At 66.7% G+C, this 16,623-nt stretch carries 18 protein-coding genes; 6 read left to right on the top strand and 12 right to left on the bottom strand.

Features of this window, described 5'->3' with window-relative positions; translation table 11 throughout:
• Positions 1 to 52 precede the first annotated feature (52 nt).
• Positions 53 to 922 (top strand): DNA-formamidopyrimidine glycosylase family protein, encoded by an 870-nt coding sequence (locus ABZ293_RS00125; RefSeq protein WP_355176420.1) that lies wholly within the window; start codon positions 53 to 55, stop codon positions 920 to 922.
• Between the two features lie 4 nt (positions 923 to 926).
• Here ABZ293_RS00125 and ABZ293_RS00130 read toward each other — a convergent pair whose 3' ends face one another.
• Genes ABZ293_RS00130 through ABZ293_RS00145 form a run of 4 tightly spaced genes read right to left on the bottom strand, consistent with a single transcriptional unit; the run spans position 927 to position 4,795 of the window.
• Positions 927 to 2,432 (bottom strand): carboxylesterase/lipase family protein, encoded by a 1,506-nt coding sequence (locus ABZ293_RS00130; RefSeq protein ID WP_355176422.1) that lies wholly within the window; start codon positions 2,430 to 2,432, stop codon positions 927 to 929.
• Between the two features lie 14 nt (positions 2,433 to 2,446).
• Positions 2,447 to 3,877, bottom strand: a complete 1,431-nt coding sequence (locus ABZ293_RS00135; protein WP_355176424.1) for an NAD(P)/FAD-dependent oxidoreductase — start codon at positions 3,875 to 3,877, stop codon at positions 2,447 to 2,449.
• A complete protein-coding gene (locus ABZ293_RS00140) occupies positions 3,874 to 4,119 on the bottom strand; it encodes a DUF2630 family protein (RefSeq protein ID WP_354957158.1) in 246 nt (81 codons plus the stop codon). The genes ABZ293_RS00135 and ABZ293_RS00140 overlap by 4 nt, the downstream gene beginning before the upstream one ends.
• A gap of 10 nt (positions 4,120 to 4,129) precedes the next feature.
• Positions 4,130 to 4,795: a TetR family transcriptional regulator gene (locus ABZ293_RS00145; protein ID WP_355176426.1), complete on the bottom strand. Its 666-nt coding sequence runs from the start codon at positions 4,793 to 4,795 to the stop codon at positions 4,130 to 4,132.
• A 99-nt stretch (positions 4,796 to 4,894) separates the two neighbouring features.
• Between ABZ293_RS00145 and ABZ293_RS00150 the strand changes: the two genes are divergently transcribed.
• Positions 4,895 to 6,016, top strand: a complete 1,122-nt coding sequence (locus ABZ293_RS00150; protein ID WP_355176428.1) for a lipase family protein — start codon at positions 4,895 to 4,897, stop codon at positions 6,014 to 6,016.
• A 108-nt stretch (positions 6,017 to 6,124) separates the two neighbouring features.
• Here the strand turns inward: ABZ293_RS00150 and ABZ293_RS00155 are convergent, their stop codons facing one another.
• A complete protein-coding gene (locus tag ABZ293_RS00155; RefSeq protein WP_355176430.1) occupies positions 6,125 to 7,522 on the bottom strand; it encodes a PLP-dependent aminotransferase family protein in 1,398 nt (465 codons plus the stop codon).
• Positions 7,523 to 7,604: 82 nt separating this feature from the next.
• Here ABZ293_RS00155 and ABZ293_RS00160 point away from each other — a divergent pair, with 82 nt between their 5' ends.
• Complete coding sequence (locus tag ABZ293_RS00160; RefSeq protein WP_355176432.1) at positions 7,605 to 8,297, top strand: pyridoxamine 5'-phosphate oxidase family protein; 693 nt, start codon at positions 7,605 to 7,607, stop codon at positions 8,295 to 8,297.
• Between the two features lie 94 nt (positions 8,298 to 8,391).
• On the opposite strand, the gene ABZ293_RS00165 is transcribed toward ABZ293_RS00160, so the two are convergent.
• From ABZ293_RS00165 to ABZ293_RS00180, 4 genes are read right to left on the bottom strand one after another with little or no spacing between them, the layout of a single operon-like run.
• Complete coding sequence (locus ABZ293_RS00165) at positions 8,392 to 8,598, bottom strand: DUF397 domain-containing protein (RefSeq protein WP_355176434.1); 207 nt, start codon at positions 8,596 to 8,598, stop codon at positions 8,392 to 8,394.
• A gap of 16 nt (positions 8,599 to 8,614) precedes the next feature.
• Complete coding sequence (locus ABZ293_RS00170) at positions 8,615 to 8,827, bottom strand: DUF397 domain-containing protein (RefSeq protein ID WP_355176436.1); 213 nt, start codon at positions 8,825 to 8,827, stop codon at positions 8,615 to 8,617.
• A 16-nt stretch (positions 8,828 to 8,843) separates the two neighbouring features.
• Positions 8,844 to 9,065 (bottom strand): DUF397 domain-containing protein, encoded by a 222-nt coding sequence (locus ABZ293_RS00175; protein WP_355176438.1) that lies wholly within the window; start codon positions 9,063 to 9,065, stop codon positions 8,844 to 8,846.
• On the bottom strand, positions 9,062 to 9,946 hold the full coding sequence (locus ABZ293_RS00180) for a helix-turn-helix transcriptional regulator (protein WP_355176440.1): 885 nt from the start codon (positions 9,944 to 9,946) through the stop codon (positions 9,062 to 9,064). The genes ABZ293_RS00175 and ABZ293_RS00180 overlap by 4 nt, the downstream gene beginning before the upstream one ends.
• Before the next feature lie 411 nt (positions 9,947 to 10,357).
• Between ABZ293_RS00180 and ABZ293_RS00185 the strand changes: the two genes are divergently transcribed.
• Entirely contained in the window at positions 10,358 to 10,669 is a 312-nt protein-coding gene (locus ABZ293_RS00185) for a hypothetical protein (protein ID WP_355176442.1), read from the top strand.
• A gap of 507 nt (positions 10,670 to 11,176) precedes the next feature.
• Here ABZ293_RS00185 and ABZ293_RS00190 read toward each other — a convergent pair.
• Complete coding sequence (locus ABZ293_RS00190; protein WP_355176444.1) at positions 11,177 to 11,842, bottom strand: TetR family transcriptional regulator; 666 nt, start codon at positions 11,840 to 11,842, stop codon at positions 11,177 to 11,179.
• A 100-nt stretch (positions 11,843 to 11,942) separates the two neighbouring features.
• On the opposite strand from ABZ293_RS00190, the gene ABZ293_RS00195 reads away from it, so the two are divergent.
• Both ABZ293_RS00195 and ABZ293_RS00200 read left to right on the top strand, forming a co-directional pair.
• Positions 11,943 to 12,860, top strand: a complete 918-nt coding sequence (locus ABZ293_RS00195; RefSeq protein WP_355176446.1) for an SDR family NAD(P)-dependent oxidoreductase — start codon at positions 11,943 to 11,945, stop codon at positions 12,858 to 12,860.
• A 29-nt stretch (positions 12,861 to 12,889) separates the two neighbouring features.
• Complete coding sequence (locus tag ABZ293_RS00200; RefSeq protein ID WP_355176448.1) at positions 12,890 to 13,564, top strand: methyltransferase domain-containing protein; 675 nt, start codon at positions 12,890 to 12,892, stop codon at positions 13,562 to 13,564.
• 466 nt (positions 13,565 to 14,030) lie between these two features.
• Here ABZ293_RS00200 and ABZ293_RS00205 read toward each other — a convergent pair whose 3' ends face one another.
• Positions 14,031 to 14,837 carry a hypothetical protein gene (locus ABZ293_RS00205; protein WP_355176450.1) on the bottom strand — a complete coding sequence of 269 codons (807 nt, stop codon included), beginning with the start codon at positions 14,835 to 14,837 and terminating at the stop codon, positions 14,031 to 14,033.
• A 994-nt stretch (positions 14,838 to 15,831) separates the two neighbouring features.
• Positions 15,832 to 16,605, bottom strand: coding sequence for a crotonase/enoyl-CoA hydratase family protein (locus ABZ293_RS00210; RefSeq protein ID WP_355177107.1), 774 nt, complete (start codon positions 16,603 to 16,605; stop codon positions 15,832 to 15,834).
• Between the last annotated feature and the right edge of the window lie 18 nt (positions 16,606 to 16,623).

The raw sequence follows: 16,623 nt of genomic DNA on the forward strand, positions 1-16,623 counted from the left end.
CCCACATGCGTGAACTGCGCGGATGTCGGTGGGGCCGGGTAGCCTGGCACTCGTGCCCGAGCTACCGGAAGTGGAGGCGTTGGCGCAGTTCCTGCGGGAGCACGCGGTCGGCGCGGTGGTCGGGCGGGTCGATGTGGCGGCATTGAGTGCGGTCAAGACCTTCGATCCGCCGGTGAATGCGCTGTCCGGGCGCGATGTGACAAGCGCGGGCCGGTGGGGCAAATTTCTCGGGATGGAGTGCGACGGGCTGTGGTTGATCACGCATCTGTCGCGCGGCGGGTGGCTGCGGTGGATCGATGAGCCGAGCCAGACGCCACCCAAACCGGGCGGCAAGAGTCCGCTCGCGCTGCGGGTGCACTTCTTCACCCCCGAAGGTCTGACGCCCGCATTCGACCTGACCGAGGCGGGCACCAAGAAGCGTCTGGCGGTGTACATCGTCGATGATCCGAAAAAGGTGCCCGGTATCGCGCGCCTGGGCCCGGACGCGCTAGCGGTGACCGAGGACCAGTTCGGCGAAATCCTGCACGGCGCATCGCAACGCATCAAGACCGCCATCGTGGACCAGTCGCTGATCGCGGGCATCGGCAATGCCTACTCCGATGAAATTCTGCACACGGCGAAGATCTCCCCGTTCGCCAACACCAAAACCATGTCGGCGGAAACGATCTCGACCCTGTACGAGGCCATGCGTTCGGTGCTCGCCGACGCGGTCGGGCGGTCGGTCGGCCAGGACGCCGCACGCCTCAAGGGGGAAAAGCGTTCCGGCATGCGGGTACACGCCCGCACCGGCCTGCCGTGCCCGGTCTGCGGCGACACCGTTCGCGAGGTCTCCTACGCCGAGCGCTCGTTCCAGTACTGCCCGACCTGCCAGACCGGCGGGAAGGTATTGGCGGACCGCCGCATGTCGCGTCTGCTCAAGTAGCCCGTCAGATCAGCGTCGGCACCCGGATTCCCTGCCAGGCAATGCGTTTGGCCCGATCCGGATCGTTCTCCAGGCGGGTGACGTCGTCGATGATCAAGGTGGTGCGTCGATCTTCGGTATAGGCGGGCCAGGATGGCAGCGGTCGGCCGGTGCGGGCGAACGCGAGCCAGTTGTCCTGGAACTGATGGGTGACCGATACCAGTCCACGCCGCCCGCCCGCTGCGGTAATGGCGCGGCCGAACGGGGAGTCGGCGGCGCCGAAGACCGGGATCAGGTCCGTTGCGTGGGTCGCGCCGATACCGGCGAGCCGCAATGCGCGCGGTGCGAAGTCGTAGCGGTAGCTATAGGTCGGGGCGTAGCGACTGTGGCCCGCCGCGACGGTGACCGAGGGGCGCCAGAAGACATAGTCGCCACCGGCGCGAACGGCGACCTTCGCATCGGGATAGCCGGGATAGGCCGCGATTACCCGGGATTCGAGCTCCGCACCGCCCGCGCGAGTCAGCAGGGCGTGCATGCGCGACGGGGTGGTCGGCAGTTCATCGGCGAATTTCGCGAATAGCGTGCCCTCATCGCGATTGGTGCCGATGATCAGCGGAACCTGGTGTGCGGCACCGCTGGTGATGGCATCGATCGGCGACTGTGGCAGGTATTTGCCGTCGACGACCGGCGCGACCGGGTACAGCCCGGGGCGCTCCCGCAACACTTTCCCGCTCATCTGGTCGACCGCGCGGCGAATATCGTTGGCACCGGCCGTGATCAGCGCCTCGGCCGCGGTATCGGGGGTGGCGCCGAGCGCTTCGACGCACCGGCGGGCGAAGGCGCGCGCATCCTCGCCGGACATACCCCAATCGGCCGGTGGGCTCTGCGCGATGCCACGCTGGAACAGCCCCTTGGCCGCGGGCGTGGCCAGCAGCGATAGCACCGAATGTGCGCCCGCCGATTCGCCGAAAATGGTGACATTGTTCGGATCACCGCCGAATGCGGCGATATTGCGCTGCACCCACTCGAGCGCCGCGACCTGATCGCGCAGCCCGAGATTGGCCTCGAAAGGCCGCTCGGGCGTGCCGAACTCACCGAAATCGACATATCCGAACGCACCGAGCCGGTAGTTCAACGACACCACGATCACATCGCCGCGCACCGCGAGCCGGGCACCTGAGTACAGGCCCAACGCCGAGGTGCCGATCAGATAGCCGCCGCCGTGAATGAACACCATGACCGGCCGCGGCGTCGCGGACGGTTCGATCGGCGCGACGACATTCAGTGTCAGGGCGTCTTCACTGGTCGGCTGGTACCGGCGCGGTCCGATCCGCGCACCGGAGCGGTGCTGCATCGCGGCGAATCCGAAGGTGGTCGCCTCGCGCACACCGGTCCACGGCCGCACCGGCTGCGGCGCTCGAAATCGCAGGTCACCGACCGGTGCGGCGGCGTAGGGCAGTGAGCGCCAGCGCAGTACGCGGCGGCCGCGGTAACCGCGGACAACTCCGTCGGCGGTCGTGATATCGGACATCTTTCCGATGGTAACTACGACCGGCGGGCCTCCAACAGGCGCAACCAGAGCTCACTCACCGTCGGGTAGGCGGGCACCGCGTGCCACAGCGTGGCCAGCGGCACCTTGCCGACAACGGCGACGGTCGCCGCGTGGAGCAGCTCACCGACCTCCGGACCGACGAAGGTGGCGCCGAGCAGCGTATCGGTGGCGGTATCGATGACGATCTTCGCGCGCCCCGAGTAGTCATCACGAGCCAAGGACGATCCGGCGACCGCGATATCGATCTCCACGGTTTCGACCGCATAGCCCGCTTTGCGTGCCGCGGCCTCGGTCAGCCCGACCGAGGCGACCTCCGGCGCGGTGAACACCACCTGCGGCACCTGCCCGTGATCGGCCGTCGCGGCGTAGCGCACATCCGACAGCGCGCGCCCCTCGGCCCGTGCCGCGATGACATCACCGCACACCCTGGCCTGATATTTGCCCATATGGGTCAGCGCGGCACGATGATTCACATCGCCGACCGCGTACAGCCACTCGCCGTCGATGCCGCGGACCGTCAGCCGGTCGTCCACCTCGACGTAGCCGTCGGCGAGTCCGACCGCGGCCAAGCCGAGTTCCGCCGTCGCCGGCCCGCGCCCGGCGGCGACCAGGATCTCATCGGCCTCGATCTCGGTCTCGCCGATCCGAACGGTGACGGCGCCGCCGTGGATCCACCCCTCGCCGGTGTCCTTTGCCTCGGCGCGCTCCACGCGCGTGGGTTGGGTGCCGAATCGGATCCGCACACCGGCATCGGACAGCGCCGCGGTCACCCGTTCGCGTGCGAACGGTTCGGCATTGCCCAGCAGCGCGTCACCGCGCACCAGCATGGTGATCTCGCTCGCGCCGAGTGCGGCCAACCAGGTGGCCGCCTCACAGGCGACCACACCGCCGCCGACGATCACCACTCGGCGCGGGACCTCGTGCAGATTGGTGGCATCCCGGGAAATCCACGGCAGCGCGTCACGCAGTCCGGGGATATCGGGCACCGCGGCCTTGGTCCCGGTGGCCAGCACCACCGCGTGCCGGGCGCGCAGCAGTCGTCCGCCGACCTCGACCAGTCGCTCGCCCGCGAGCCGTCCGGTTCCGCGCACCACATCGATACCGTTCTTCGCGGCCCAGTCGACCTGCGAGCGGTCATCGTGCTTGTGCGTGAAGGCGTCACGGCGTTTCAACACCGCTTCGACATCGAGTCCGCTCGCGGCGATCCCGGCCATGGCCTTCGCACCGGACAGCACGTGCGCCGGCCGCAGCAGCGCCTTGCTCGGCATACAGGCCCAATATGAGCATTCACCGCCGACCAATTCCCGCTCGACGATCGCGGCGGTGCGCTCGGTCCCCGCGATGGCGTAGGCGGCGGCGTTCTCGCCAGCGGGCCCACCGCCGATCACGATGACGTCATAGTCGGCGGCGGCGTCCGAGGTCACTGCAGATAACCCTCGACCTGACGGGCCGGATTCTCCTGCGCGTCCTCCGGTGCGCCGCCCGCCTCGATCCGCGCCCTGCGCTGCCGCAGCAGATCCCAGGCCTGATCGAGCATGACTTCGAGTTCGGCGAGCTGCTGCCGCTCGGTCACCGGATCGACGGCCCCGGCCGTTGCCCGCGACCGCAAGTCGTGCTCGCGGTCGACCAACTTTTTGATACGCGCCAGGATGTCCTGTTCGGTCATGGGGACCATGCTACGACCACGCTGGCGATCCGAAGGTTTCGTGCGATCCGGCATCGGCCGCCGGCACATCGATACCTTGCTGCAGCGCGGCCACGATGCCGTCCAGGATTTCGTACAGCGCCGCGATCGAATGGTCGGTGCCGAGCATCCAGTTGTCGAGGCCGACGCCGAAGGCGGCGAAACAAGTGGCGGCCACGAGTTGCGGGCGTAAATCGGAGTCGGGCAGTCCGGAACGCTCGGCGAGGAACTGGGCGAGGGCATGTTTGCGGCTCATCGCCCCGGTGAAATTCTCTTGGCGCAGTTCGGGATTGGTGACCAGCAGGTGGCGGGCGCGGCGGGCGGTATCGGCCTGATGACGGCGCAGCGCCGCCTCGGATTCGTCGAGCAGTAGCTCCTGGATCGCCGAACGCATTGCGGTGAGCGCGGATTCGGTGACCGGTCGGCGCTCGAGTGCCGAAAGCAGTTGCGTCATCAGATCTTCCTCGTGCGCGAACACCACGGCCATCTTGGAGGGGAAGTGACGGTGGAAGGTGCGCCGCGAAACCTGCACGGCATCGGCGATCTGCTGCACGGTGGTCTGCTCGAAACCCTGCCGCTCGAACAGGCGCAGCGCGGTCTCGATCAGCTCACGGCGCAGTCGGGCCTTTTCCTTCTCGCGCAGACCGCTCTGCTCCATGCACCCTCCCGAATACATCTGTCTCAAAGTGACACTTTATAGCTTAGTCTGGTTAAAGTGTCTCATTGAGACAGCAGCTCTGAGCGAGAGGAAGTGTCGATGCGTCGCACTCTGATCACCCTGGCCACGGCGGCCATCCTGACCGGCTCCCTGGCCGCGACCGTCCAGGCGGATCCGGCCGGGCCGGCGCCGGGAACGGTGGTACGCGACGAGGCGCTGACATCGGACCTCTGGCTCGACGGCACCGGATCCGCGCGTCGACTCACCTACTGGACCCGCGACTCCGACGACCGCCCCGCCCAATCGACCGGCGCGATCTTCCTCCCTGTGGGTACGCCCCCACCCGGCGGCTGGCCGGTGCTGTCCTGGGAACACGGAACCGTCGGCGTCGGCGATGATTGCGCCCCGTCGACGGCGGGCCGCTCCGAGCGCGACAAGAACTATCTGGCCACCTGGCTGCGGCAGGGCTATGCCGTCGTGGCCACCGATTACATCGGACTGGGCACACCCGGAGTGCACGCCTATCTCGATGGTCGCGCCGAGGCGCATGCCGCGATCGATATGGTGCGCGCCGCCCGCGCCGTCGACGACTCGCTTTCGTCGAAATGGGTGGCCATCGGTCAGTCCCAGGGCGGCGGGGCGGCGGTGTTCACCGCGTCGCTGGCCACGAAATATGGTCCAGAGCTCGACTATCGCGGTGCGGTAGCCACCGGACCCGCTTCGAATATCGTCGACGCGTCCACGTTGGTCGGCCCGTCGACACCGAGCATCCAGTCGTCGCATCTGACCGCCTACGCGACATATGTGATGAACGGGTTGAAGGCGGCACGCCCGGACTTCGACCTGGACAGCTACCTCACCCCAGTCGGTAAGGAATTGATCGCGGCGGCCCAGACGCAGTGCTTCACACCCATGGCCCAGCGCGCCGAGGGCGTCACCCTGAATCAGCTGTTCTCCCGGCCGCTTTCGGACGGCGACTTCGCCGCGACCGCACGTCCGATAATGGATGTGCCGATGACCGGATACGACCGCCCGCTGTTCATCGGCCAGGGCACCAATGACACCGATGTGCCCGCGCCGTTGACCGCGAAGCTGGTCGCCGACCTAACGGCCAATGGCGTCCGGCCCGAGGTGCACATCTATCCCGGCCTGGATCACAACGCGACCGTCGCGGGTTCGCTACCGGACAGCATGCCGTTCGTCGCCCGACTGTTCGGCTGAACCTGAGACTGCAGGCATGCTCCGGCAATTCGCGGTGTCCGCGGTCAATTCGGTGACGCGTCGTACTGATCAAGGATCCGCATGCCATCGGGTTCGATCAACCTCCAGCTACGACCGGCCAATGCAGTCCGCGGCAATCGAAACGGCGGCGGTCAGATCGGGCCAGTTCAGCGCCGTGTAACCGAGCGCGATGCCGAAGGTGTGTGGACCCGACGCCCTGGCGAGCGGATGTTGTTGCACCACGAGGTGGTGGCGTGCCAGGCCGTCGAGTTCCACACCGCGTGCTCGGCCCGCGGTCACGGCTTGCTGTTCGGCTTCGGCCGAAGCCAGCGGTACGACCACGTGTGAACCGGCGTCGTCGCCGAGTACTTCGAGTCCGCGGCGGCGTAGTTCGTCCACGACCAGGGCTCGGCGCGGGGCCACTGTACGGCGCAGTCGGCGCAGGTGTCGCGCGAGATCGCCGTGGCGGGCGAATTCGGCGAGTACTCGTTGGCCGGCGGGGCTCGGGCCTGTGCCGGTTCGTTCACGGTGCGCGACAACGGCTTCGGTGATATCCGGGGCGGCGACGAGCCAGCCGATGCCCAAGGTCGGCGAGAAGATCTTGCTCGTGGTGCCGAGATGGACGACGACGTCCGGGGCCATGGCGGCCAGCAGCGGCAAAGGAGCAGTGTCGTAGCGCAATTCGCCGTCGTAATCGTCCTCGATGATGAGTATGCCCGCGCGCCTGGCGAATTCGACGAGTTGTACGCGACGTGATGCCTGCATGCGGGTGCCGAGTGGAAATTGGTGTGCCGGAGTGCAGTACACGGCCTTGATACCGTCCGGCAGTCGGTCGACACGCAGACCGTCGGCATCGATCGGCACCGGGACCACCCGGACACCAGCCGCGAGGAATGCGCCCGCCGCGCGCTGGTAGCCGGGATCTTCCATGGCGATGGTGTCGCCGGGGCGCAGCAGTGCGGACGCGAACTCGACTACGGCAGAACTGGTTCCGGCCGTCGCGAGCACCACGGTCGTGCTGCCCGCGCCGAGACCGCGGTGGCGCAGCAGGTGTTCGGCGACCGCCGCGCGGTAGTCCGGCTCGCCGCCGCGGTCCTTGCGCACGATGGGGGAGTCGTCCGCGGCCGCGCGCCAGGCGCGTCGCCAGGCCGCCTGATCGATCGCTTCGATGCATGGTGCGCCCGGGCCGAGGTCGAGCAGTTCCGGCGGGTGCTCGGCAGTAGCGCGCGGGCTCGGCCGGGCGGGCGCTTCGGTGGGGGCGGTCGTCAAGTAGGTGCCCGAACCGCGGCGGCTCGCGATCCAGCCCTCCGCATGCAATTGGTCATAGGCCGCGGCGACCACCGTGCGGCTGACACCGAGGCGCTGGGCGAGCGAGCGCGAGGAGGGCAGCCGATCATCCGCGCGCAGCAGACCGGAACTCGCCGCGGCCCGCAAACCCTCCGCGACTTGCACCGATAATGGCTGGTCAGCGCCACGGTCGAGAATCAGTGGAAGTTCGTCCAGCATCGCCAACCTCCCGAAATTGGACTGTTCAAATTTCCATGAATTGGCTATTTCAGAATGCCACTTTCACCTCCACGCTAGAAGTATGACGAAGTCGATCAGCTCTCGGCCGCCACTTTCGCCGACCCCGCGCACCACCCTGACCCGCTCCAAGGAGCGCGGCCGGACCGACCGGGCCGAACTCGACGCGGTCCTCGACGCCGGACTCGTCTGCCACCTCGGCGTGCTGCTCGGCGACAGCCCGGTGGTACTCCCGACCGTCTACGGCCGCGACGGCGACACGCTGTATCTGCACGGCTCGACCGGTGCCGGAAATCTACGGGCGGCGCTGACCGGCGATATCTCCATCGCCGTCACCCTGGTCGACGGCATCGTCTACGCCCGCTCGGCCATGCACTTCTCCGCGAACTTCCGCTCAGCGGTGGTGCGCGGCCGTGCGGTCGAACTCACCGACGCCGATGAGTGCATGCACGCGCTGCGGGTGATCGTCGAACACTCCGCACCCGGGTCCTGGGATCGGGTGCGGTGGCCGAACAAGAAGGAAATGGCCGCCACGATGGTGCTCGCGCTCGACCTGACCGAGGCCTCGGTCAAGGTCCGGACCGGCGGTCCGAAGGACGATGCCGCCGATATCGAGAACGGCGGTGTGTGGGCGGGCGTTCTGCCCATGCGTCAGATCTGGGACGCCCCAGTCTCTTCGGATGATCTGGAGCCGGGCATCGAGGTGCCGCAGGATGTGCTCGATCGACTCGACATCGCCTCGCTCACCACATCGTGATCGTTCCGATCACGCCGGGTACGCAGTCCTGCGGATACGAAAGGGCCCGATCCGAACGAGCGGATCGGGCCTGATCGTCGTTCTCGCGGAGAACTTATGGGCGGTTGAACTCACCGTCGTTAACGCCCGCAGTGAAGGCGTCCCATTCGCCGGGTGTGAAGACGAGTGCGGGGCCAGTCGGATTCTTGGAGTCACGCACGCCGACAAAGCCCCCGCTCAGGTGCGCAACCTCGACACATTCTTTTCCGCCTGAGCTGCGACTGCTCTTGAACCACTTCGCTCCGGATACGTTGACGCTCACTAGGATTACTCCTTTGCTACTCGCAGGGGCGGTTGAACTCGCCGTCGGTAACGCCTGCGGTGAAAGCGTCCCATTCGCCGGGTGTGAAGACCAGCGCCGGACCGGTCGGATTCTTCGAGTCACGCACGCCGACAAAGCCCCCGGTCAGGTGCGCAACCTCCACACAATCTTTCCCGCCTGCGCTGCGACTGCTCTTGAACCATTTCGCCCCGGTGAGGTCGATCTTCACGGCATGAACTCCTTCGCTACCTGCAGGGACGGTTGAACTCGCCGTCGGCAACGCCTGTGGTGAAGGCGTCCCATTCGCCGGGTGTGAAGACGAGTGCCGGGCCAGCTGGATTCTTCGAATCCCGAACCCCGACCGCGCCCCCATCGAGGAACGCGACCTCCACACACTCCGAATTCCCGGCACTGCGGGTGCTCTTGAACCACTTAGCCCCCACCAGGCGGTCTTTGTCCACTGTCACGAATCCCTTCTTGCTACCTGCCGTAGCAGGCTTCTGCTGGCTACCACGTCCAGCGCGGAATACTGGATCGTCGCGAATGCCCGACGGTACTTGTCGACGTCCGACTCTCCTTCAAGGTACGCATCACCGGTGAAGTTCTCGACATAGATGACAGTCGGTTCGGCGACGCCTTTCGAGTCCGGCTTGAAATCGAGGATGACGAACGGGCCTACTGCCATCCCGAGCGGGAAACCTGCCTTGAACGGTAGAACGCGGATCGTGATGTTCGGCTTGGTGCTGATGTCGGCGAGGTGGCGCAGTTGGGTTGCCATGATCGCGGTGTCCCCGACCATCGAGTGCAGCGCCGACTCGTGCAACATCAGATCGACACCGATGGGGGACTTCTTGCGCGTAATGATGTTCTGGCGCTGCAACTTCAGCTCGATTCGACGATCCTGCTCCTCCTCGGAGTCCTTGGGGAAGTAGATCCGATTGAGTGCGCGGGCATACTCGGCCGTCTGCAACAGACCCGGCACAAGGTCGGGGCGATAGATCCCCATGGCGTGCGCATCTGTTTCCAGTCGCATGTACACGTCGAAGTTCTCGCGGATCAGGTCATCGAAGGTGTTGTACCAAGTCTTCTCGGCGACCTGATGTGCCAGATCGATCATGGCGGCCACCTTGCCCTCAGGGATTTCGAGGACCTCGCCGAGGGCGGTCAGATCGCGGTCGAGCACCTTGCCGGGTTCGCCGCGTTCGAGGCGTGAGTACTTGCTGTGGCTCCACTGCATCTGACTCGCCACCTCCGCCTGCGTGAGTGAGGTGTTCTCCTCGCGTTGCCTGCGGATGAACCGCCCCAACTGGCGGCGCGGCAATGAGGCTCGGGATGGATCTGCGGTCACTTCAGCTCCTCGGCACTCTCGAAATGGCAGTGATCGCCTGCCGGGATGACATCTGTCGTGGGGGTTCTCATGAGTTCGGTGGGATTGTCGGAATGACAATGCCATTCTGAGGTGTCGCTGGTGTGCTAGAAGCGCGCCCGGAGAGACGAATCTCCTTCCCTCTCAGGAGTTTTGTTCAGGGGCCGGGCGCACCCAACAGCCATCGACTCACGGAGGTCGGTACATGCCGAGCCGAGAACTTCCAAAGCGAGCCGCGTTCCTTGGACCACAGCACAGGATCTACTGCGATGTGCCAACCGAGGTTATCGAGCGCTACCTCGAAGCCCTCCGAGCGTGGGCACCTCCCGAACGGCCTGGCACCGAGATGCCCTGTCCCACATCGGGTTCGGCGACTGCGATCGTGAGGCAGCGATGAGGTCGAATCCGTTGCACACCACGCAGATACCAGCTGGGAAGGTCGCAGTGTGGCAGCTCGTCAACCGCGCTGCTCGCATACTTCGTGTTCAGCTCAGCGGCGAGGCGTTCACCGCGTATCGCCTGCCGTCGCGAACGCCGCTGCCCGGAGTGCAGCCCGGAACGATCATGTTCGACGCTGATCCCGATCTGGTCGACGCCCGCGAACTGCTGCCCCAGCACGGCGATCTGTGGGACGCGGTCCGCGAGGAATACTGGTCCGCGCTACTGAACATGTCGGATCTCCCTTCCGCGCAAGCGGGGATGTGAACGCGATGTTCGGACTTCGGCCATGGAGCGGCGAAATAGCGCCCTCGGTAAGGGATCTCCTTGCGATGTTCCACGAGGACACTATGCGAAGGCTCGAATTGGCCCCTACGGACAGCGCTCCGAAACATCACACAGCCGACTGCAAGGTGACCGAGATCGGCGAAGACGGTTGGCCCAACGACTATGAAGACACGAACGCGCCCGAAGCTGTCCAACCCACCCGCGCCGTCGACACCAAGCGGTCATGAGCGACCTGCTCTCGGCACTACCGCGCGGTCGTGAGCGCCCTCGGCGTCCGCAGCGTTGATCTTGCGGCCAGTCAGATCCTGCCAAGAGGTTTCCGGTCGGACATTGCGAATCGAGTTGTGCCGTCGACGGAATTCACGGACCTACAGGTGGCATTACCGAGACCGGTTCGCACCGCTCGGCGAATTCCTGCCGCCGAGCGAGCGAACGCGTGCAGGGCTACGTGCGTGGGCCGTTTTCGCGCACAGCAAACGGAAAGGTTCAGGCGCGCGGCAGCACGCCCAGGAGCGTCGAGGTGAAGGAGTCCCGCAGAGCCTCACGCATATCCAAGTGGAGCACGCCGAGGGCGGGCTCATCCTCGTAGGCGGCAAGGAGGCTGGGCGGCGGCGGGACGTACGCCGACAGGGCACCCGCCGAGACCAGGCTCATCAGGCAGAACAGCTGCGCGCGGTCGCCGAGCTCGGGCACGTGGCGGCGCACGAGTTCGATCATGTCCGCGAGCCGCGCGAGGGAGGAACGCTTGTGCCGCTTGACCACCTCGACCGAGACGTTGTGCTCGAGGACGCCGCCCTGCGCTCCGAAGAGGTCGCACAGGACCACCCGGCCCGCTAGCGATCGACTGAGAATCTCGGCCAGCTGGCCCGCCCGCACTTCCGGCGCCGCATGCGCCTCGATGCCCGCGGCCAGCTCATCGGCCAGCTCGGCGAGCCAGCTCTCCAGAAAATCGTCCAGCAGTTCGAGCAGCACCGCCTCGCGCGACTCGAAATACCGCAGGACGTTCGACTTGGCCAGGCCCACCCGGCGGCTGAGCTCGTTGAGGCTCACCTCGGCCACGGGCATCTCGTCGAGCATCTCCGCCGCCGTATCCAGGATCACCTTGCGGCGGATCTCCCTCTGCTCCTCGCTGCGCGCTCGCTGAAATGTCACGCCTTCATCCTAACTTAAAGACCACCGGTTCCTTGACAAGAGACCGCCGATCTCTTACGATCGGATAATAACAGACCGGCAGTACTTTAGGAGAAATGTCATGTGCAGCAACTGGACCGAGCAACACATCCCCGATCAGCACGGCCGGGTGGCGATCGTGACCGGCGCCAACACCGGGCTGGGATTCGCGACCGCCCGGATGCTCGCCGCACGGGGGGCGGCGGTGGTCCTGGCCGTCCGCGACGTCGAGAAGGGTAAGCAGGCAGCCGCCCGCATTACTGGCGACGTCACCGTCCAGCCCCTCGACCTGACCTCCCTGGACTCGATCCGGTCCGCGGCGGCCGACCTGCGCGCCGCCCACCCACGCATCGACCTTCTGATCAACAACGCGGGTGTGATGTACACCCCGCGACAGACCACCGCCGACGGCTTCGAGCTGCAGTTCGGCACTAACCACCTCGGCCACTTCGCCCTCACCGGCCTGCTGCTGGACCGGCTGCTGCCCGTCCCCGGCTCCCGCGTCGTGACGGTCAGCAGCACCGGCCACCGCATCCGGGCCGCCATCCACTTCGACGACCTGCAATGGGAGCGCTCATACAGCCGCGCCGCCGCCTACGGCCAGTCCAAACTCGCCAACCTGATGTTCACCTACGAACTGCAGCGCCGGCTCGCACCGCACGGCTCCACCGTCGCGGTCGCCGCCCATCCCGGCGTGTCCAACACCGAACTCACCCGCAACTCGCCCGCCGCGTTCCGCCTGCCGATCACCTGGATTGCGCCGCTGCTCACCCAGACGCCCGAGATGGGCGCCCTGCCCACCCTGCGCGCCGCCACCGACCCGGCGGTCGCCGGCGGCCAGTACTACGGCCCTGGCAACCGGGGCGAGATCCGCGGTTACCCGAAGCTGGTCACCTCCAGCCCCGACTCCCACGACCAGGCCGTCCAGCAGCGCCTGTGGACCGTCTCCGAGGAGCTCACCGGGGTGACGTTCCCATGCCGTGAAGCGGTGACCCCATAGCTCGAGCAACACATCCCAGGAGAAATCCGATGACCGATCGCCCCCGCCCCGGATTCCTACGCGAATTCCTGCGCGCCCCACGCACTGTCGCCGCGATCGCGCCCAGCAGTGCATCTCTGGCGGCGGCCGTCACCTCGCCGATACCGCTCGCCGGTGCACCGATGGTCCTCGAGCTCGGCCCCGGCACCGGTTCCTTCACCGCCGCGATCCAGCAACGTTTGTCGGGGCGCGGCCACCACCTCGCCATCGAGATCAACGACCGCTTCGCAAACCGTCTGGCAGCGGAATTCCCGCAAGTCACAGTGGCCGCCGGCGACGCGCGAAACCTGAAGACGATCATGACCGCGAACGGCCACCGCCAGGCGGACGTGATCGTCAGCGGTCTCCCCTGGGCCGCGTTCGCTCCCGGCCACCAAGACAGCCTGCTCGACGCGATCGTCGACGGCCTCGCCCCGGACGGGGCGTTCACCACCTTCGCCTACACCTCGACGCAGTGGATGCCGCCCGCACGCCGTTTGCGGCACTCCCTCACCGACCACTTCGAGGAGGTACTGCCGCGCCGCACTGTGTGGGCAAACCTGCCTCCGGCGTTCATCTACGTCTGCCGCCGACCACGACGTCACCTGCCGGCCGCACACGATGCTGCCGCCGCGGTGCCAACGCGCGGACTCGGCGAGCGCTATCCGGCTGGAGTAGGGATATGAGCGGCAGCAACGTCGCGGCTGGGGCTTCGCCAAGCGCCTGGCCGACAACACGGACTGAGCCGACACCGTGAGCTCCGGGTCTCCGTTTGGGGCCGGTGCCCGAGCGGGTCAGGCGATGGCGGGCAGCTGCGATCCCGACCGGCGTCGGCGCGCCGGCATGATCAAGATTCCGACTGCTAGATCATCCGGGACGGTGCGTCCTTCCCATCATCCACAGGTCTTGATCATTTCTCACCGGAGAGCTCGAAAATCCTTGTCCTACATGGACTCCTGTAACTCACAAAGTGGCCGCGGCCACTGTTCGCGTCGGCCTCCGAACAGCTTCGGCCGTATCGATCCTTGGGCTGGGGAGTTCTGGCGAGCGCAGTCGAATGGTGGTCGACCACGCCGCATCCGACCGCCCTATCACTACGCTCGGCAGGCAGCGGGAGTGGAGGGGGCGCTTGCTGAGGATGCGGACAGTGTTTCACCACATGGTGATCGGTAGCGAGAGGGGGGCTGTGGTCTCGTGGACCAGGGTGCGGAGGGTTTGGGGGGTGTCGATGCGGTCGGGGGCGAGGCTGACGATGGCGAGGGTGTAGGTGTCGGCGATGCGGCACAGGTAGCCCGATAGGCGGGTGCGGGGGAGTTGGTCTGCGGTGAGGCCGGGGTGGATGGCGCGGGCGGCGACGCCGGTGCAGCGGTGCGGGCCGAGGGCGCACAGGGAGTCGGGGAGGGTTCCGATGTTGGAGCACAGGATGTCTCGCTCACCCGCGCCCTTGGATAGTGCGTAGGCCCAGCGGTCTGGAATCACCTGCAGCAGTTCCTCCGGCATCCCGCTGGGGCTGGACATGCGGCGCTCGTAGGCGATTCGGGACTTCTCGCGGATCGTGGCCGGAGTATCGGCGCGATCGATACTGATCTCGGTCATCGCGAGATCGTTGTCGACGCGCGGCTCGTCGCGGGTATCGACCGGAAGACTGGCATCGATGGTCTCCCCGGGAAATCCGCTGGCCCACAGCATCTTCGCGATCAACGTGATGAAAAGACTATTGGCCGTGCCACCCTGCGCCGCAGCCGCCAACTCCCAGTCGGCCGCCGAACATTGCACTATCACGCTGTGAGTCGGTAGGGCCTCCCGCCCGGTGCGTTCGCGGGCCGATACCGCGCGGGCGGGGCGTTCCGGGATCCCGCGGCGCAGTGCCCGAAAGGTGCCGCGCACGACGACCGACCACTGCCGCCACGCATCGGACCAATCCGATTCCGGAGCGCGGGCCTCGGCTGCCCGATCCATCCGGGCAGGTGTGCGCGAGCTATCGGACCGGTCTGATTCCCGTGCAGCGGACGTCACCGCAGGAGGGGATGTCGCTATCGGTTCGCTCGCACTCGATTGTCCCGACGTGCCGTCGACTGTTGGTGTGGTGTGAGGGCGATTTGATTTCGGTGTAGCGGATATCGGCGCGTCGGTGTTGGGGGTCGCGATCGGTTCGCTCGCACTCGATTGTCCCGACGTGCCGTCGACTGTTGGTGTGGTGTGAGGGCGATTTGATTTCGGTGTAGCGGATATCGGCGCGTCGGTGTTGGGGGTCGCGATCGGTTCGCTCGCACTCGATCGTCCCGACGTGCCGTCGACTGTTGGTGTGGCGTGAGGGCGATTTGATTTCGGTGCAGCGGATATCGGCGCGTCGGCGTTGGGAGTCGCTATGGCGTCGCTCGCACTCGACCTGCCCCGCGCGCTTCCAGCCATTGGCGTGATGTCAGAGCTATCTGGTTCTGGTGCAGTGGATTTCGCGAACGAACCCCCGCTCCGCGCCGGCGATGCGGCCAAGCTCGTGCCGCCGAGCGCATCGTCCACCGCGAGCACTAGCGCCCTGCCGTCGGCGAGCGCATGCGAACAGGTCAGCGACACAACCGATCCGCCATCGTCCAACGCGGCGGCGGATAGTCGCCAACCCGGACCGTATTCGGGATCGAGGTTCGTGCCCTGCTGGTCGGCCCACGTGAGCAGATCCGCGTGAGCGACCGTGCCCTCGGTGAACTCGAGTGGATACGCGCGACTGTTCGGTCGCCAACTACGGCGCGCGCCCGGTATCCGCGGCCGAATCACCCTGCGCCCCAACGGACCACTACTCAGCGCCGCGTGCACCCGACGCAGCAACTCCGGGTCGACGCGATCAGCGGTGCGCCACAACCCCTGTAGCGCGATCGGGGTGCCGAGCCCGCGATGCGTGCGCAGGAAGATCTCGTCGACGACGCTCAGCCGCCCCGTCACTGTCGGGCTCGCTCCCTCAGCTACGCGCGCCGTGGCGACCCGCACCGGCCGCGAATCGCTGGGCACCATCCAAAGCTCCGTCGGCGAGGGCGCGCAGACCGTGCTGGTACTCGTTGTGCAGGGCGGTCTGCTCGTCCATGCCGTCCTGTTCCAGCAGCGATATCCGGTCCGAGCGCAGGCAGGTCTGTGGCAGTGCGGCCAGTTCGGCGGCGAGTTGTTCGGCGGCGCTGCGTGCTTGGCCATTCGGCACCACCCGATTGACCAGTCCGATCTGCAGCGCCTCCGTCGCGGCGACGGCCCGGCCGGTGAGAATCAAATCCATGGCGCGACCGGTGCCGATGATGCGGGGCAGCCGGATGGTGCCGCCGTCGATCAGCGGTACACCCCAGCGGCGGCAGAACACGCCGAATGTGCTGTCCTGCTCGGCAACTCGCATATCGCACCACAGCGCCAGCTCCAGCCCACCCGCGACCGCATATCCGGAGACCGCGGCGATCACCGGCTTGGACAGTCGCATGCGGGTCGGCCCCATCGGGCCGTCGCCGTCCTCGGTGACCTGATTGGAGCGCTCGGTGCCCAACCCCTTCAGGTCCGCACCCGCGCAGAAGGTGCCGCCCTCGCCCCACAGCACCGCGACCGCCGCATCCGGGTCGGCATCGAATTCGCGGAATGCGTCGGCTAGAGCCGCGGCGGTCGGGCCGTCGACCGCATTGCGTGCCTCGGGACGGTGCAGGATCACGGTGGTCACGGGTCCGTTGCGTTCGATTCGCACACTCACGAGCACGACCATACGCCGTCCGGGGTGGTC

The organism is Nocardia sp. NPDC005998 (assembly GCF_040614395.1).
Taxonomy (GTDB): domain Bacteria; phylum Actinomycetota; class Actinomycetes; order Mycobacteriales; family Mycobacteriaceae; genus Nocardia.

Coding starts and splice junctions, on each gene's coding strand:
- ABZ293_RS00130 (WP_355176422.1), bottom strand. CDS start 2,432: ATGTCCGATATCACGACCGCCGACGGAGTTGTCCGCGGTTACCGCGGC.
- ABZ293_RS00140 (WP_354957158.1), bottom strand. CDS start 4,119: ATGACCGAACAGGACATCCTGGCGCGTATCAAAAAGTTGGTCGACCGC.
- ABZ293_RS00145 (WP_355176426.1), bottom strand. CDS start 4,795: ATGGAGCAGAGCGGTCTGCGCGAGAAGGAAAAGGCCCGACTGCGCCGT.
- ABZ293_RS00150 (WP_355176428.1), top strand. CDS start 4,895: ATGCGTCGCACTCTGATCACCCTGGCCACGGCGGCCATCCTGACCGGC.
- ABZ293_RS00155 (WP_355176430.1), bottom strand. CDS start 7,522: ATGCTGGACGAACTTCCACTGATTCTCGACCGTGGCGCTGACCAGCCA.
- ABZ293_RS00160 (WP_355176432.1), top strand. CDS start 7,605: ATGACGAAGTCGATCAGCTCTCGGCCGCCACTTTCGCCGACCCCGCGC.
- ABZ293_RS00185 (WP_355176442.1), top strand. CDS start 10,358: ATGAGGTCGAATCCGTTGCACACCACGCAGATACCAGCTGGGAAGGTC.
- ABZ293_RS00195 (WP_355176446.1), top strand. CDS start 11,943: ATGTGCAGCAACTGGACCGAGCAACACATCCCCGATCAGCACGGCCGG.
- ABZ293_RS00200 (WP_355176448.1), top strand. CDS start 12,890: ATGACCGATCGCCCCCGCCCCGGATTCCTACGCGAATTCCTGCGCGCC.
- ABZ293_RS00205 (WP_355176450.1), bottom strand. CDS start 14,837: ATGGATCGGGCAGCCGAGGCCCGCGCTCCGGAATCGGATTGGTCCGAT.
- ABZ293_RS00210 (WP_355177107.1), bottom strand. CDS start 16,605: ATGGTCGTGCTCGTGAGTGTGCGAATCGAACGCAACGGACCCGTGACC.